Origin of the sequence: Jiangella anatolica, assembly GCF_003236295.1 — a bacterium.
GTDB classification, from domain to species: Bacteria; Actinomycetota; Actinomycetes; order Jiangellales; family Jiangellaceae; genus Jiangella; species Jiangella anatolica.
The window spans coordinates 1-14,709 of record NZ_POTW01000134.1 but is presented as its reverse complement, the minus strand read 5'-3'; the positions used below and the strand labels follow the sequence as shown (position 1 = coordinate 14,709).

Here is a 14,709-nt window from a genome sequence, read left to right as displayed (position 1 = left end):
ACCCGCGCCAGCACCGCCACGCCGAGCCCGGCCCGGGCCGCCGCCAGGATCCCGGCCAGGTACGCCGCCTCACCCACGATCGCCGTCGACCGGCCGGCCGCGGCCAGCACCTCGACCGCCCGCCGCCGCAGCGCACATGGCTCGTCGAACGCGATCAGCGGCACCGGTGCGCCGGGCGGCGGCAGCCGGAAGCCCGGCGCGGCGAACCAGCCCAGCGGCAGCGCGCCGGCCGGCACCCCACCGGCCGGCACGCCGTCGCCCGGCACGCCACCGGCCGGCACCCCGTCCTCCGCCGACGACGGCCCGCCGGAGAGCATCACCGCGACGTCGACGCTGCCGTTGTCGACGGCCTGGGCGAGCCGGCCGCTGCGGTCCAGCCGGAACCGGACCTGTCGCTGCGGGAACACCGCGCGCAGCCCGGTGGCGATCTCCGGCAGCAGTTGGTCGGCGGCGTGCTCGGAGGAGCCGACGACGATGACGCCGCCGGAGGACTCGACGCCGAGCCGGCGCAGCGCCTCGTCGTGCGCGGAGAGGATCCGGCGGGCCTCGGCCAGCAGCGCCTCGCCCGCCGGGGTGAACCGCCCACGGCGCCCGTCGCGGACGACCAGCGGGCGGTCGAGCACCTTCTCCAGTTTGCGAACGTGCTGGCTGACGGCGGACTGGGTGATGTGCAGGGCGGCCGCGGCACGGTGGAACCCGCCGCACTCGGCGACCGCGACGAGGCTGCGCAGCGGCACGATGTCCAGCACCCCGTTCACGCCACCGCCCCCGAACCGAGAAGCAGACGCGATCGATCACGATCACTTTTCGGTGTTGGACAGATCGGGTCCGATCCCCGCAGAATCGTTCGCATGACCGCACTCCAGGACACCGCCACCGGCGAGCGCCTCGCTCGCACGGCGCTGCGGCACGCCCTGGAGCCCGCTCGCATCCTGACGGTCCGGCGCAGCGTCGATCTGCTGCGCACCGCCAGCGCGCTCTGTCGCTGAGCCCTCACTCCGGCACCCCCTCGCTCGCCTGACGGCGGGCGGCCGTCTGCCGCCATCACGACCTAAAGCCTACTAAATCGATCGGCTTAGAGTATTTCTACCGACGGAGCGCCCATGAAGATCACCCGCATCCTGACCGCACTCACCGCCGCGCTGCTCGTGCTGGCCGGTTGCGCGGGCGACACCACCCCGACCGGCGAGAGCGCCACCAGCGGCGGCAGCCTCAGCTGGGGCTGGCACCTGCCGTCCACCTGGGACCCGGTGACGTCCACCGTCGGGCAGGACGTGCACGTCCTCTCGCTCGCCTACGCGGCGCTGACCAAGCAGGACATCGACGGCAACGCGGCGCCGGCGCTCGCGGAGAGCTGGGCGTACAACGAGACCGGCGACGAGGTCACCTTCACGCTGCGCGAGGGGCTGACGTTCACCGACGGCACGCCGCTGGACGCCGAGGCGGTGAAGGCCAGCCTGCTGCGCGGCCGCGACGCGCCCGACTCGACAATCGGCGCCCAGCTCGCCGTCGTCACCGACATCCGGGTGGACAGCCCGACCGAGGTGACGCTGCTGCTCAACCAGCCCGACTACCAGATCCCGCTGCTGCTGTCGGGCAAGACCGGCATGATCGTCAGCCCTACCGCGGTCGAGACCGACATCGACGGCCTGGCCACGCGCCCCGTCGGCGCCGGCCCGTTCGCGCTGGACGAGTACGTCCCATCCTCGCACGCGACGCTGCACAAGAACGAGGACTATTGGGACGCCGAGAACATCCTCGTCGACGACTTCGAGCTGCGGGTGCCGCCGGACCCGACGGTCGCCGTCGCGGGCGTCCAGTCCGGCCAGTTCGACGTCGCCGTGATCCCGCCGGCGCAGATCGAGGCGGCCCGCGCGGCCGGCCTGGAGGTCGACGTCATCGACGTGTTCACGGTGCGGGTCCTGGACGTGAACAACACCGTCGAGCCGTTCGACGACCCGCTCGTCACGCAGGCGATCAGCCACGCGATCGACCGGCAGGCGCTCGTCGACGTCGCGTTCTTCGGCGAGGGCGACCCGAACTGGCAGCCGTTCCCGCGCGACTACCTGGCCTGGAACGAGGAGCTGGACGAGCTGTACACGTTCGACCAGGACCGCGCCCGCGAGCTGCTGGCGCAGGCCGGCTACCCCGACGGCGTCGCCGTCACGCTCACCACGCAGGCCGAGAACGACCCGCTGGCCGAGCTGCTCCAGCAGCAGTTGGGCGAGGTCGGCATCGACGTGACGCTGCAGGTCGCGACGCCCGGGGCGAACAACTACGTCACCCGGGAGTACCCGTTCGTCGTCGACAGCTTCTCCGGCCGCGAGTCGCCGCTGCAGTCCCTGGAGGTGCTGTTCGGGCCGGAGGGACTGATGAACCTGGGCCGCAACGCTCCCCCGGAGATCCAGCAGGCCATCGACGTCGCCCGGGCCACGCCGCTGGACGACCCCGGCTACGAGCAGGCGGTCGAGGACGCCGTCGCCGCCGCGGTCACCACGATGCCGAACACGTTCCTGTTCACCTGGCCGCGGATCTTCGCCCGCGACCCGTCCGTGCAGGGCTTCGAGCACTACATCGGCACCCAGCGGTTCGAGGGCGTCACGGTGGGGCGGTGACGGTGTGCGCGCACTGCACGCGGTGGGCCGGGCCGCACTGATCGCCGTCCCGGTGCTGCTGATCTCGACGTTCATCACGTTCGGCCTCGGCGCGCTGAGCGACCAGAACCCGGCCGCGGCGGCGATGGGCGAGACCGCGACCCAGGCCGACATCGACCGGCTGAACCACGAGTTCGGGCTGGACCGGCCGTTCCTGGAGCGGTACGTCACCTGGATCGGCGACGCGTTCACCGGCGACCTCGGCCGGTCCTGGTTCACCCACATCCCGGTGGCCGAGAGCATCGCCCAGCGGCTGCCGGTCAGTCTGTCGATCGCCGCGCTGGCGCTGCTGCTGGCGGTCGTGCTGGGCGCGTCCGCCGGGATCGGCGCGGCGCTGACGGCGGGCAGCTGGTTCGACCGGGCGGTGACGGCGGTCAGCGCGGCGCTGTCGACGATCCCGGCGTTCGTGGCCGGCATCGCGCTGATCGTGGTGTTCGCGGTGCTGATCCCGGTCTTCCCGGCGGGCGGGTACGTGCCGCCGTCGCAGGGCATCGGGCCGTGGCTGACGTACCTGGCGCTGCCGGCCGTCGCGTTGAGCCTCGACAGCGCCGCGGACCTGGCCCGGCAACTGCGCACGGGGCTGGTCGGGACCCTGCGGGAGAACTACGTGACCGGCGCGGTCGTCCGCGGCCTGGGCCCGCGCCGCGTCGTGTTCGTCCACGCGCTGCGCAACGGCGCCGGACCGGCGCTGGCGGTGCTCGGGCTGCACGTGCCGCGCCTGATCGGCGGCGCCGTCATCACCGAGACGGTGTTCGCGATGCCCGGACTCGGCCAGCTGGCCACGACCGGCGCGCTGCAGGGCGACGTGCCGGTCGTGCAGGGAACGCTGCTGGTGGCGATCGCGCTGGTGCTGGCGTCCAGCCTGGTCGTCAACGTGGCGCTGGCGCGGCTGCGGCCGGGATCGGGGCGGACGGTATGAGGGCGCTGCGACTGGCGGTCCGGTTGCCGTCGGCGCGGGTGGCGCTGGCCGTGCTCGGTGTCGTCGTCGTGCTGATGGCGGTCGGCGAGTGGCTGGCGCCGTACGACCCGCTGCACCAGGACACGACGGCGATCCTGGCCGGCCCGAGCGCGGAGCACTGGCTGGGCACCGACTACGTGGGCCGCGACGTGCTCAGCCGGCTGCTGGCCGGGTCGCGGCTGTCGGTGATCGCCGCGGCCGAGGCGGTCGGGCTGGGGCTACTGCTCGGCGTGCTGCCGGGGCTGGCGTCGGTGTACCTCGGCCGGGTCTTCGAGTGGCTCTCGCTGCGGGTGATGGACGGGTTGATGGCGCTGCCGTTCATCATCTTCGCGATCGCCGTGGCCGCGCTGCTCGGCAACGGGCTGCACCAGGCCATGTTCGCCGTCGGCGTGTTGCTGGCCCCGACGTTCTACCGGGTCACCCGGGCGGCGGCGGGCGGGCTGCGGCAGGCCCAGTACGTCGAGGCGGCGACGCTGTTCGGCGCGACCCGCTGGCGGATCGTCCGCACCCACGTCTGGCAGAAGGTGCTGCCGACCGTCGTCGTGACGACGGCGACGGCGATGGCCGGCGCGCTGCTGGTGGTGTCGTCGCTGACGTTCCTCGGCATCGGCGTGCAGCCGCCGGCGCCGACGTGGGGCGGGATGCTCGCCAGCGACCTCGGCTACCTCAGCCAGCGCCCGTTCGGCCCGCTCGCGCCGGCGCTGCTGATCATCGTCACCGTCGCCGCGCTGAACGCGCTGGCCGACGCGATCACCGTCGACCCCGCCACGAGTACGAAGGAGGCCCACGATGCTGTCCGTCGATGATCTCCACCTGGCCGCCGGCCCGCGCGAGCTGGTGCACGGCGTGAGCTTCACGCTGACGCCCGGCGAGGCGATCGGCCTGGTCGGCGAGTCCGGCAGCGGCAAGACGCTGACCTGCCGGGCGATCCTGGGCGTCCCGCCGCCGGGCGTCACCGTCACCGGCGGCACGATCGCGCTGGCCGGCGAGGACGTGTCGCGCTACACCCGGCGGCAGTGGGACCGGGTCCGCGGGACGCGCGTCGCCGCCGTCTTCCAGGACCCGGCGTCGTACCTGAACCCGTCGCTGACGGTCGGCCGGCAGCTCGACGAGGTGCTGCGGGTCAAGAACGGGCTGTCCCGGCGCGACGCGCGGGCGCGCGCCGTCGAGCTGTTCGCGTCGATGGGGCTGCACCGGCCCGAGCACGTGCACGGCCAGTACCCGTACGAGCTGTCCGGCGGCATGCTGCAGCGGGTCCTCATCGCGATCGCCGTCTCCGGCGACCCGGACCTGCTGGTCGCCGACGAGGCGACGACGGCGCTGGACGTCACCGTCCAGGCGGAGGTGCTGGACCTGATCGCCGGGCTGCGGGAGCGGCGGCGGCTGTCGCTGCTGCTCGTGTCGCACGACCTGGCCGTCGTGGCGCAGCTGTGCGACCGGGTGGTCGTGCTGCGCGACGGCCGCGTGGTCGAGTCCGGGCCGACCCGGCAGGTGCTCGACGACCCGGCCGACCCGTACACGCGCGCGCTGGTCGCCGACCACCGCGAGTACGGCCTGGACCGGCTGGTGACCCGGTGACGGCGGCGCTGGAGGCCGACGGCGTCGAGGTCTGGCTGGGCCGCCGGGCGACGTCGCGGATCCTCGACGGCGTCGGCCTGACCGCACCCGCCGGCCAGATCGTCGGGCTGATCGGGGAGACCGGGTCCGGCAAGACGACGCTGGCCCGGGCCATTGCCGGGCTGGCGCCGCTGCACGCCGGCGCCGTCCGGGTCGACGGCGTGCCGGTGTCGGGGCTGCGCGGCGCCGAGCTGCGCCGGTTCCGTCGCACCGGCCGCGTGCAGTACGTGTTCCAGGACCCGCTGCGCTCGCTCGATCCGGACCTGACCGTGGCCGAGTCCGTCGCCGAGGGCCTGGCGGTCCGCGGCGACGGCCGGGCCGCGGACCGCCGGACGGCCGCTGTCGCGGCGCTGCGGCTGGTCGGGCTGGACCCGGCGCTGGGCGACCGGCTGCCCGGGCAGATCTCCGGTGGCCAGCGACAACGCGTCACGCTGGCCCGCGCGCTCGCCGTCGGCCCGCGGGTGCTGCTGCTTGACGAGCCGGTCAGCGCGCTGGACGCGGCGAACCGCAACCACGTGCTGCGCGTGCTGGACCGGCTGCGCCGCGAGCGCGAGCTGGCCATCGTCCTGATCACCCACGACCTCGGCTCGCTGGCCGGCGTCGCCGACCGGATCGTCGTCCTCCATCACGGCCGGGTGGTCGAGGAGGGCCCGGCCACCCAGGTGCTGCTGGCGCCCGAGCATCCCTACACCCAGCGGCTGATCGCGTCCGTCCCGAGCATCGACGGACCCCGTCCCATCTACGCAAGGAGCACGACATGACAGTGGAAGTCCTCGGCATGGTCGGCACGAAGGAGGGCTCGGAGAGCCTCGGCTGGCGCCCCGGCCCGGTCGTCGACCCCGCCTACCTGAAGCGGTTCGCGCAGGCACACGAGCTGGCCGGGTTCGACCGGGTGCTGATCGGCTACAGCGCGTCCTCGCCGGACGGGTTCGCCATCGCGGCGTCGGTGCTGCACCAGACCGAGCGGCTCAAGGTGCTCATCGCGCACCGGCCCGGGTTCGTACAGCCGACGCTGGTGGCCCGCAAGCTGGCCACGCTGGACCACCTCACCGGCGGCGGCCGGGTCGCGATCCACCACATCACCGGCGGCAGCGAGGAGGACCAGCAGCGCGACGGCGACTACGTCGAGAAGGACGCGCGGTACCGGCGCACCGGCGAGTTCATCGAGGTGCTGCGCCGCACGCTCACCTCCGCCGAGCCGTTCGACCACGAGGGCGAGTTCTACCGCTACACCGGCGCGTTCAGCACGGTGAAGCCCGCGACGCCGGCCGGCATCCCGGTGTTCTTCGGCGGCCAGTCCGACGCCGCCGTCGAGACCGGCGCCCGGCACACCGACGTCTACATGCTGTTCGGCGAGCCGCTGGCGGCGACGGCGGAGCGGATCGCGCTGATCCGCGCCCGCGCCGCCGAGCTGGGGCGGACGGTCGAGTTCAGCCTGTCGACGCGGCCGATCGTCGCCGACACCGAGGAGGCCGCCTGGGCGCGCGCCCGGTCCATCTACGACCAGGCGGTCGAGGTGAAGCAGCGGGCCGGCACGGACGACGGCTGGTGGGGGCCGCGCCGCCGCACGACCGAGCGCAACGCCGTCTCGGCGAACCGGCTGCAGCAGCACGCCGAGCTCAGCGACGTGCACGACGAACGGCTCTGGTTCGGCATCACCAAGCTGTTCGGCCCGGCCGGCAACTCGACCGCGCCGGTAGGCACGCCGGAGCAGGTCGCCGAGGCGCTGCTGAAGTACTACGACCTCGGCGTCACGAAGTTCCTCATCCGCGGCTTCGACCCGGTCACCGACGTGCTGCGCTGGGGCGAGGACCTGGTGCCGCTGCTGCGGTCCGGCGCGGCGGAGCGCGACGCGGCGGCCGCCGCATGAGCGTCGACTCCGGCGAGAACGGCAACCGGGTCTGGCACGGGCGGCTGGAGCACATCCGCGGCGCCGGGCTGTCGTCGGACACCGCGCAGACGTCCGGGATGCGGCGGTTCGAGGCGATCTCCGGCACGACCGTGGGGTCGTCGAAGCTCTGGATGGGGCGCACCGACGTCGCTCCCGCGACGAACTCCGGCGACCACCACCACGGCGAGGCCGAGACCGCGATCTACGTGAAGGCCGGGCATCCGGTGTTCGTCTTCGCCGACGGCGACCAGGAGATCCGGATCGAGACCGAGCCGGGCGACTTCGTCTTCGTGCCGCCGTACGTGCCGCACCGCGAGGAGAACCCGTCGCCGGACGAGGAGGCGGTCGTGGTGATCGCCCGCAGCACCCAGGAGGGGATCGTGGTCAACCTGCCCAGTCTGTGGGCGACCGACGGGGTCGCGGCCGACGCCGAGTGCGCGCCGGAGGCGGACGCATGAGCGTCGTCGAGACCGCCGCCGGGGTCGTCGCGTTCGACCCGCCGGCCGAGGTGACCGCACGCGGCACCGTCGTCGTGCTGCCCGGACGGGGCGAGCACGGCGGCGTGTACGAGCGGTTCGGCCGGCGCCTGGCCGCCGACGGGTACCGGGTGCGGGCGCTGGACCTCGCGCCCGCGACGGCGGCCGATGCCGCCGCCGCGGTGGCGTCGGTGCTGGCCGGCGACGAACTGCCGCGGCCGTGGGTGCTCGCCGGGTCGGACACGGGCGCGGTGCTGGCGCTCGCGGCCGCGGCGCCGTCGGGCGTGGACGCGGTGGTCGTCGCTGGCTACCCGCTGCCGGTGGCGTACGCCGCGGACTCCGCCGACGCCGAGATCGCGGCGCGCACGGCCTGCCCGGTGCACGCCGGGCGGCTGCGTGCCGATCCCCGGTTCACCGCCGCCGCGCTGGCGGCCCCGGTGCCCGACGGCGTCCCGCTCGGCTCCGTCGCGGTGCCGGTGCTCGCGCTGCACGGCGACGCCGACACCGTCAGCCCCTACCCCGCCGCGCGGACGGTGCTGTCCGCCGTCCCGGACCTCGTGCTGGTGACGCTCGCCGGCGGCCGGCACGACGCGCTCAACGACCGGTCGCACCGCACCGCCGCGGCGCACGTCGTGCTGTTCCTGGAGGACCTGCGCGCCGGTTCCGCCGTCGCCGCCTCCGAACGCCTGGACTGACCCGGGGGGTGGCTGACGGGTCTTCGGCGGCGCGGATCGACGCCCAGACGCCGACCAGCTGCGTTGCCGTCGTCGCCCGATGACACCGCATCGATCTCCTCCGGCGCCTTGCTGGACCGACGCCTGGACGCCGCCCGCATCCACCAATACCCGTCAGCCACCCCCACCCGAGGAGGACACATGTCCGTCAGCGCCGACACCTTCCGCAGCGTCTTCCGCCGGTACGCGACCGGGGTTGTGGTGATCACGACGGCGGCCGGCGGACGGCCCGCCGGCCTGACCGCGACGTCGCTGGCGTCGGTCTCGCTGGACCCGCCGCTGCTGTCGTTCGCGGTGTCGGCGACGGCGTCGGCCTGGCCGGCGTTCGCGTCGGCCGGCTCGCTCGTCGTCAACTTCCTCGGCGCCGACCAGCACGACATCGCGACCCGGTTCGCCACCAGCGGCATCGACCGCTTCGCCGCCCCGACGGCGTGGTCGCGGCTGGCGTCGGGCGAGCCGGTCCTGGACGACGCGCCGTCGCACGTGCGGGCGCACGTGACGCACCGGCTGCCGGTCGGCGACCACGTGATCGTCGTGGCCCGGGTGGTCGACGCAGCGGTGACGGCGACGCCGGCCGCCGCCCCGCTCGTCTACCACGCCGGCGCCTACGGCACCGTCGCCGGTCAGGTGGTCAGCACGCCTTGACCCAGGAGCACTCGACGTCGTCGGGGAGGTCGGCGGGCGGGACGTCGGCCGTGGTCAGGCGGGCCGTCTCGCCCTCGGTGTGGGACGCGAGCCGCACGGCGATCCGGTCCTCCAGGTCGCTGGGCTTGCCGCTGAGGTAGTCGTTGAACACGATCGAGAAGACCAGCCGGCGACCGTCGGCGTCGTCGACGTAGCCCGACAGCGACGACGCGCCGGTCAGCGAGCCGGTCTTGGCGTGCACGTTGCCGGCCGCAGGCGTGTCCCGCATCCGTGACCGCAGCGTCCCACCGATCATCCGGTCGGACACGCCGGCGATCGGCAGCGCCTCGTGCCAGACGTCGAACCAGGGCCGGTCCGGCGCGGCGACCAGCAGGTCGGCCAGCTCGGCGGCCGGGATCAGATTGCGCCGCGACAGCCCGGAGCCGTCCCGGTTCGCGACGGTGGCGGTGTCGACGCCGTAGTCCGCGAGCCCGGCGCGCAGCACCGCGAGCCCGGCCGCCCACGTCCCGGCGCCGGAGACCTCGCGGCCCATCGCCTTGATCAGCACCTCGGCGTGGCCGTTGTTGCTGAGCTTGAGGAACGGGGTGAGCAGCTCGCTCAGCGGCATCGACTCGTGCTCGGCGACGACGGTCGCGCCGGCCGGCGTCGTGCCGCGGCCGATCCCGCCGGTGACCCGCACCCCCGCGTCGGCCAGCGCGCGCACGAACACGTCGGCGGCGTAGTCGGTCGGCTCGGGCACGCTGGCCCACTCGCTCACGCCGCTCCCGCCGGCCGCGACGGTGCCCGAGACGACGATCCGGTCCGTCCCGTGCTCACGCTCGACGGAGACGTCGTTCGCCGTGCCGGTGGTGGCCTGGTTGACGATCGTGACGGCGCCGGTGGCCGGCCGTAGCGACACGACGGCGGGGTCGCCCGCGCCGCCGCCCGGGTCGACGTCGACGATGACGGTGCCGGCGTCGTAGTCGGTGTCCGGCGCGACGGTGAGCGCGGAGACCGGCGCCGCGTAGTAGTACGGCTCGTCGTCCCAGGCCCAGTCGTTGCCGAGCCGCACGCCGTCGAACCAGGTGTCGTCGGCCAGCACCCGGCCGGACACCACCCGGACCCCGTCGTCGGCCAGCTGCTTCGCCAGCTCCGCGTAGTCCGACGCCAGCAGCGTCGGGTCGCCGGTGCCGCGCAGGTACACGTCGCCGCGCAGAATCGGCCCGGTCCGCTGCCCGGTCGTCGCGACGGTGGTGGCGAACGTGTGGTCGGGCCCGAGCACGTCCAGCGCGACCGCCGACGTCAGCAGCTTCTCGTTCGACGCCGGCATCAGCCGCTGGGCGCCGTCGTGGTCGTACAGCGTCTCACCGGTCGCGGCGTCGCGCACGACGACCGAGGCCTGACCGCCGGCCAGCCGCGGATCGCTGAGGATCGCGTCCAGGTCGGCGGTCAGGGCGTCGGCCGGAGCCGCCGCCGGCTCCGTCGCCAGCAGGTGTGAGGCGACGTTCCCCGTCACGACCAGCGCGGTGGCGCCGGCCGTGACGGCCAGGGTGCGGCTCCAGGTGGCCATCGGTCCCTCCTCGTCGTGGGGAGAGCGACACGATGGTCTATACCAATAGTGGTGTCAAGAGGCGGCGGACCGGTTCACGGCGCTGACGATCGCCTTGAGCGACGCGGTGACGATGTTGGCGTCGATGCCGACGCCCCAGTACACCTCGCCGCCGACCGAGCACTCGACGTACGCGGCCGCCTTCGCGTCCGCGCCGGACGTCAGCGCGTGCTCGGCATAGTCGAGCACGCGCACGTCGTAGCCGATGCCGCGCAGCGCGTCGGTGAACGCGTCGATCGGGCCGTCGCCGCTGCCGTCCAGCACCTGCCGCTCGCCGTCGACGTACACCCCGACCTGGAGGGCGTCGCGCTCCCCCGCCGCCGACGATGTGTGCACCGAGTTCAGCGCCAGCGGCGTCTTGCGCTCGAGGTACTCGGCGCGGAACACCTCGCCCATGCGGCCGGGCTCGATCTCGCCGCCCTGGCCGTCGGTGACGCCCTGGACGACGCCGGAGAACTCGATCTGCAGCCGGCGCGGCAGGTCGAGCTGGTGCTCGGCCTTCATGATGTAGGCGACGCCGCCCTTGCCGGACTGCGAGTTCACCCGGATGACCGCCTCGTAGGTGCGGCCGACGTCCTTCGGGTCCACCGGCAGGTACGGGACCTCCCACACGTGGTCCTCGACGGCGACGCCGGCCTCCTTGGCGTCGCGCTCCAGCGCCTCGAAGCCCTTCTTGATCGCGTCCTGGTGGCTGCCCGAGAACGCGGTGTAGACCAGGTCGCCGCCCCACGGGTGCCGCTCGGGCACCGGCAGCTGGTTGCAGTACTCGACCGTGCGGCGGATCTCGTCGATGTCGCCGAAGTCGATCTGCGGGTCGATGCCCTGCGTGAACAGGTTCATGCCCAGCGTGACGAGGTCGACGTTGCCGGTGCGCTCGCCGTTGCCGAACAGGCACCCCTCGACGCGGTCGGCGCCGGCCAGCAGCCCCAGCTCGGCCGCCGCGACCGCCGTCCCGCGGTCGTTGTGCGGGTGCAGCGACAGGATCATCGACTCGCGGTGCGGCAGGTTCCGGTTCATCCACTCGATCGAGTCGGCGTACACGTTCGGCGTCGCCATCTCCACCGTCGCCGGCAGGTTGACGATCATCTTGCGGTCCGGTGTCGGCTGCAGCACGTCGGCGACGGCGCCGCAGATCTCAGCGGCGTACTCCAGCTCGGTGCCGGTGTAGGACTCCGGCGAGTACTCCCAGTAGATCTCCGTGTCCGGGGTGATCGCCTCGGCGTACTTCTGCGCGGCCCGCGCGCCCGTCGTCGCGATGTCGGTGATGCCGTCGCGGTCGAGCCCGAACACGACGCGGCGCTGCAGGATCGACGTCGAGTTGTAGAGGTGCACGATGGCCTGCTTGGCGCCCACCAGGGACTGGAACGTCCGCTCGATGAGGTGGTCGCGGCACTGCGTCAGCACCTGGATGACGACGCCGTCGGGGATGTGCTCGCCCTCGATCAGCTCGCGGACGAAGTCGAAGTCGGTCTGACTGGCGGCCGGGAAACCGACCTCGATCTCCTTGTAGCCCATCCTGACCAGCAGCTGGAACATGCGCATCTTGCGCTCGGCGTTCATCGGATCGATGAGCGCCTGGTTGCCGTCGCGCAGGTCGACGGCGCACCACTGGGGTGCGGTCTCGATGCGCTTCGTGGGCCAGGTGCGGTCGGGGAGGTCGACGGCGATCTGCTCGTGGAACGGGCGGTACCGCTTCGCCGGCATGGCGGACTGATGTTGCGCGGGCGGCCAGACGTTGGCACTGCTCATGGCGGTAGGGCTCCTGCTCGGAAGGGTCGAACACAGCGCGACCGGCAGCGCGAACTCACCGCGACAGGGGAGCCGGTCTAGCGGACCCCGTCGCGGCAGCTAAGCAGGAGGCTGAAACGCCGCACGAAGAGAGACTCTAGCACTGCCTCAGAAGCCGAGCTTCCCGAGCTGCTTGGGATCGCGTTGCCAGTCCTTGGCGACCTTCACGTGCAGGTCCAGGTAGACCGGGGTGCCGAGCAGTCGCTCGATCTGCGTCCGCGCGTTGGTGCCGACCTCGCGCAGCCGGCTCCCCTTCTTGCCGATGACGATGGCTTTCTGGCTGTCCCGCTCGACATAGAGGCTGGCATGGATGTCCAGCAGCGGCCGGTCAGCGGGCCGGTCCTCGCGCGGGATCATCTCCTCGACGACGACGGCGATCGAGTGCGGCAGCTCGTCGCGAACGCCCTCCAGCGCGGCCTCGCGGACCAGCTCGGCGATCAGCGTCTCCTCCGGCTCGTCGGTCAGCTCGCCGTCGGGGTAGAGCGGCGGGCCTTCCGGCAGCTGGGCCAGCAGCAGTTCCGTCAGGAGGCCGACCCGGTCCCCCGTCGTCGCGGAGACGGGGACGACGTCGGCCCACTCGACGCCGGTCTCCTCGCCGAGTGCGGCGACGGCAGTCAGCTGCTCGGCCAGCCGGCCGGCGCCGACCAGGTCGCTCTTCGTGACGACGGCCAGCTTCGGCGTGCGCTTCAGCGCGGCCAGCTCGGTGGCGATGAACCGGTCCCCCGGCCCGATGTCCTCGTTCGCCGGGACGCACAGTCCTATGACGTCGACCTCGGCCCACGTCGTGCGGACGAGGTCGTTGAGCCGCTGGCCCAGCAGCGTGCGCGGCCGGTGCAGCCCCGGAGTGTCGACGATGACCAGCTGGCCGTCCGGGCGGTGCACGATGCCGCGGATGGCGTGCCGGGTGGTCTGCGGCCGGTTCGACGTGATCGCGATCTTCTCGCCCACCACCGCGTTGGTCAGGGTCGACTTGCCCGCGTTGGGCCGCCCGACGAAGCAGGCGAAGCCGGAGCGGAACCCCTCGTAGTCACCGATCACGGTGTCGAGTCTCCCACCTCCGGCGCCGCCACGTCGCCGAGTTGTACGTTCGTCCCACTTTTCTGGTACAGTCGTACAGGAAAGCGTTCGATGGGGAGGACACCATGGCGTGGCTCTACGTGATCGTCGGCGGGTTGTTCGAGACGGCCTTCGCGGTCTCGCTGAAGGAGTCGCACGGCTTCAGCCGGCTGTGGCCGAGCATCAGCTTCGCCGTCACCGTCGTCGTCAGCATGCTGCTGCTGGGGCTGGGCCTGCGCGAACTGCCGGTCGGCACGGCGTACGCGGTGTGGACCGGCATCGGCGCGGCCGGCACGGCCATCGTCGGCATGCTGTTCTTCGACGACCCGGCGACGTTCTTGCGCATCGCCGCGATCGGCGTCATCGTGTCCGGCGTGATCCTGCTGAACCTGGCCGGCGGCGGGCACTGATGGCCACGGCGAAGGGCGAGCAGCGGCGCACCGCGCTGGTGCGGGCCGCTGCCGAACTGCTGCAGTCCGGCGGGCTGGAGGCGGTGGCCCATCGCGCGGTGGCCGCCCGGGCCGCGGTGCCGCTCGGCGCGACGACTTACTACTTCGCCGACCTCACCGAGCTGCGGCGCGCGGCCGTCGACGCCCTCGCCGACGACGACGTCGCCCGCATGTCCGCCGCCGCCGAGGCGCTGCCGGTCCGGCGCCGGGGCGCCGCCGCGGTGGCGCGGATGATCGCCACCCTGCTCACGCCGGACGAGTACGACGCCCTGGTGGCCTGGTACGAGCGGTACGTGCTGGCCGCGCGCGAGCCGCTGTTCGCGGCGGCGGCGCGGCGCAGCAACGCGGCCGCCCTGGAGAGCGTCGCGGTCGTGCTGGAGCGGTCCGGCCTGGAGACCGACCTGCCGCCGCACGTGGTGCTCGCCGTGGTCGACGGCGCCGTACTCGGCGCCCTGGCCGACGGTGCGGGGCTGACGGGGGTGCGCGCCGCTGCCGCCGACGCCGTCACCGCCATCCTCGACCGCCCGTAGCCACCCGCCGCCCGCAGCCGCCACCGCTTGGCACGCCAGCCGCCCGCTTGGCACGCCGGCGGCGACGTGGCGCGCCCGGTTTGCCCTGGTTCGTGGAGCGCGGCGGCATGCCAAGGCGGGCACCCGGTCACAGGGACGCTAGCCGCAGCCTTGTCACGCAAGCCGCCTGCCGCCACCCGCCCGCCGCCGCTCAAGTACGCAAGCCGCCTCCTTGGCACGCCTGCCGCACGCTTGGCACGCCGGCGGCGACGTGGCGCGCCCGGTTTGTCATGGTTCGTGGGGCGCGGCGGCGTGCCAAGGTGGGCACCCGGTCACAACGACGC

Annotated in this window: 16 protein-coding genes; 12 read left to right on the top strand and 4 right to left on the bottom strand. The window is 73.4% G+C overall.

Going from position 1 to position 14,709, the window contains the following annotated elements; genetic code table 11:
- A partial coding sequence (locus tag C1I92_RS30890) for a LysR family transcriptional regulator (protein ID WP_111258472.1) occupies window positions 1-758 on the bottom strand: 758 nt, incomplete at its 3' end.
- A 93-nt stretch (window positions 759-851) separates the two neighbouring features.
- Here C1I92_RS30890 and C1I92_RS34145 point away from each other — a divergent pair.
- From C1I92_RS34145 to C1I92_RS30845, 10 genes are all read left to right on the top strand, one after another.
- Window positions 852-989 (top strand): hypothetical protein, encoded by a 138-nt coding sequence (locus tag C1I92_RS34145; protein ID WP_158564365.1) that lies wholly within the window; start codon window positions 852-854, stop codon window positions 987-989.
- Window positions 990-1,103: 114 nt separating this feature from the next.
- A complete protein-coding gene (locus C1I92_RS30885) occupies window positions 1,104-2,615 on the top strand; it encodes an ABC transporter substrate-binding protein (protein ID WP_111258471.1) in 1,512 nt (503 codons plus the stop codon).
- Window positions 2,616-2,619: 4 nt separating this feature from the next.
- On the top strand, window positions 2,620-3,573 hold the full coding sequence (locus C1I92_RS30880) for an ABC transporter permease (RefSeq protein ID WP_111258470.1): 954 nt from the start codon (window positions 2,620-2,622) through the stop codon (window positions 3,571-3,573).
- Window positions 3,570-4,418 (top strand): ABC transporter permease, encoded by an 849-nt coding sequence (locus tag C1I92_RS30875; protein WP_111258469.1) that lies wholly within the window; start codon window positions 3,570-3,572, stop codon window positions 4,416-4,418. Before C1I92_RS30880 ends, C1I92_RS30875 begins: the two co-directional genes overlap by 4 nt.
- Window positions 4,402-5,190, top strand: coding sequence for an ABC transporter ATP-binding protein (locus C1I92_RS30870; protein WP_111258468.1), 789 nt, complete (start codon window positions 4,402-4,404; stop codon window positions 5,188-5,190). The genes C1I92_RS30875 and C1I92_RS30870 overlap by 17 nt, the downstream gene beginning before the upstream one ends.
- On the top strand, window positions 5,187-5,990 hold the full coding sequence (locus C1I92_RS30865; protein WP_111258467.1) for an ABC transporter ATP-binding protein: 804 nt from the start codon (window positions 5,187-5,189) through the stop codon (window positions 5,988-5,990). The genes C1I92_RS30870 and C1I92_RS30865 overlap by 4 nt, the downstream gene beginning before the upstream one ends.
- A complete protein-coding gene (locus C1I92_RS30860; protein WP_111258466.1) occupies window positions 5,987-7,099 on the top strand; it encodes an LLM class flavin-dependent oxidoreductase in 1,113 nt (370 codons plus the stop codon). Before C1I92_RS30865 ends, C1I92_RS30860 begins: the two co-directional genes overlap by 4 nt.
- Window positions 7,096-7,578, top strand: a complete 483-nt coding sequence (locus C1I92_RS30855; RefSeq protein ID WP_111258465.1) for a cupin domain-containing protein — start codon at window positions 7,096-7,098, stop codon at window positions 7,576-7,578. The genes C1I92_RS30860 and C1I92_RS30855 overlap by 4 nt, the downstream gene beginning before the upstream one ends.
- Window positions 7,575-8,291, top strand: coding sequence for an alpha/beta hydrolase (locus C1I92_RS30850; RefSeq protein ID WP_111258473.1), 717 nt, complete (start codon window positions 7,575-7,577; stop codon window positions 8,289-8,291). The genes C1I92_RS30855 and C1I92_RS30850 overlap by 4 nt, the downstream gene beginning before the upstream one ends.
- 180 nt (window positions 8,292-8,471) lie before the next feature.
- A complete protein-coding gene (locus tag C1I92_RS30845; RefSeq protein WP_111258464.1) occupies window positions 8,472-8,975 on the top strand; it encodes a flavin reductase family protein in 504 nt (167 codons plus the stop codon).
- Here C1I92_RS30845 and dacB read toward each other — a convergent pair.
- The 3 genes from dacB to era all read right to left on the bottom strand — a co-directional run bounded on the left by dacB (window position 8,962) and on the right by era (window position 13,389).
- Window positions 8,962-10,524 (bottom strand): D-alanyl-D-alanine carboxypeptidase/D-alanyl-D-alanine endopeptidase, encoded by a 1,563-nt coding sequence (dacB, locus tag C1I92_RS30840; RefSeq protein WP_111258463.1) that lies wholly within the window; start codon window positions 10,522-10,524, stop codon window positions 8,962-8,964. The genes C1I92_RS30845 and dacB overlap by 14 nt on opposite strands.
- A 54-nt stretch (window positions 10,525-10,578) precedes the next feature.
- Window positions 10,579-12,312 carry a 2-isopropylmalate synthase gene (gene leuA / locus C1I92_RS30835; RefSeq protein ID WP_111258462.1) on the bottom strand — a complete coding sequence of 578 codons (1,734 nt, stop codon included), beginning with the start codon at window positions 12,310-12,312 and terminating at the stop codon, window positions 10,579-10,581.
- A 147-nt stretch (window positions 12,313-12,459) separates the two neighbouring features.
- Window positions 12,460-13,389 (bottom strand): GTPase Era, encoded by a 930-nt coding sequence (gene era / locus C1I92_RS30830; protein ID WP_111258461.1) that lies wholly within the window; start codon window positions 13,387-13,389, stop codon window positions 12,460-12,462.
- Window positions 13,390-13,493: 104 nt separating this feature from the next.
- Between era and C1I92_RS30825 the strand changes: the two genes are divergently transcribed.
- Both C1I92_RS30825 and C1I92_RS30820 read left to right on the top strand, forming a co-directional pair.
- Window positions 13,494-13,817, top strand: coding sequence for a DMT family transporter (locus C1I92_RS30825; protein WP_111258460.1), 324 nt, complete (start codon window positions 13,494-13,496; stop codon window positions 13,815-13,817).
- Window positions 13,817-14,386, top strand: a complete 570-nt coding sequence (locus C1I92_RS30820; protein WP_111258459.1) for a TetR/AcrR family transcriptional regulator — start codon at window positions 13,817-13,819, stop codon at window positions 14,384-14,386. The genes C1I92_RS30825 and C1I92_RS30820 overlap by 1 nt, the downstream gene beginning before the upstream one ends.
- The last annotated feature ends 323 nt before the right edge of the window (window positions 14,387-14,709 follow it).

Coding starts and splice junctions, on each gene's coding strand:
- leuA (WP_111258462.1), bottom strand. CDS start 12,312: ATGAGCAGTGCCAACGTCTGGCCGCCCGCGCAACATCAGTCCGCCATG.
- C1I92_RS30850 (WP_111258473.1), top strand. CDS start 7,575: ATGAGCGTCGTCGAGACCGCCGCCGGGGTCGTCGCGTTCGACCCGCCG.
- C1I92_RS30875 (WP_111258469.1), top strand. CDS start 3,570: ATGAGGGCGCTGCGACTGGCGGTCCGGTTGCCGTCGGCGCGGGTGGCG.
- C1I92_RS30845 (WP_111258464.1), top strand. CDS start 8,472: ATGTCCGTCAGCGCCGACACCTTCCGCAGCGTCTTCCGCCGGTACGCG.
- dacB (WP_111258463.1), bottom strand. CDS start 10,524: ATGGCCACCTGGAGCCGCACCCTGGCCGTCACGGCCGGCGCCACCGCG.
- C1I92_RS30825 (WP_111258460.1), top strand. CDS start 13,494: ATGGCGTGGCTCTACGTGATCGTCGGCGGGTTGTTCGAGACGGCCTTC.
- C1I92_RS30885 (WP_111258471.1), top strand. CDS start 1,104: ATGAAGATCACCCGCATCCTGACCGCACTCACCGCCGCGCTGCTCGTG.
- C1I92_RS34145 (WP_158564365.1), top strand. CDS start 852: ATGACCGCACTCCAGGACACCGCCACCGGCGAGCGCCTCGCTCGCACG.
- C1I92_RS30860 (WP_111258466.1), top strand. CDS start 5,987: ATGACAGTGGAAGTCCTCGGCATGGTCGGCACGAAGGAGGGCTCGGAG.
- C1I92_RS30870 (WP_111258468.1), top strand. CDS start 4,402: ATGCTGTCCGTCGATGATCTCCACCTGGCCGCCGGCCCGCGCGAGCTG.
- C1I92_RS30855 (WP_111258465.1), top strand. CDS start 7,096: ATGAGCGTCGACTCCGGCGAGAACGGCAACCGGGTCTGGCACGGGCGG.
- C1I92_RS30820 (WP_111258459.1), top strand. CDS start 13,817: ATGGCCACGGCGAAGGGCGAGCAGCGGCGCACCGCGCTGGTGCGGGCC.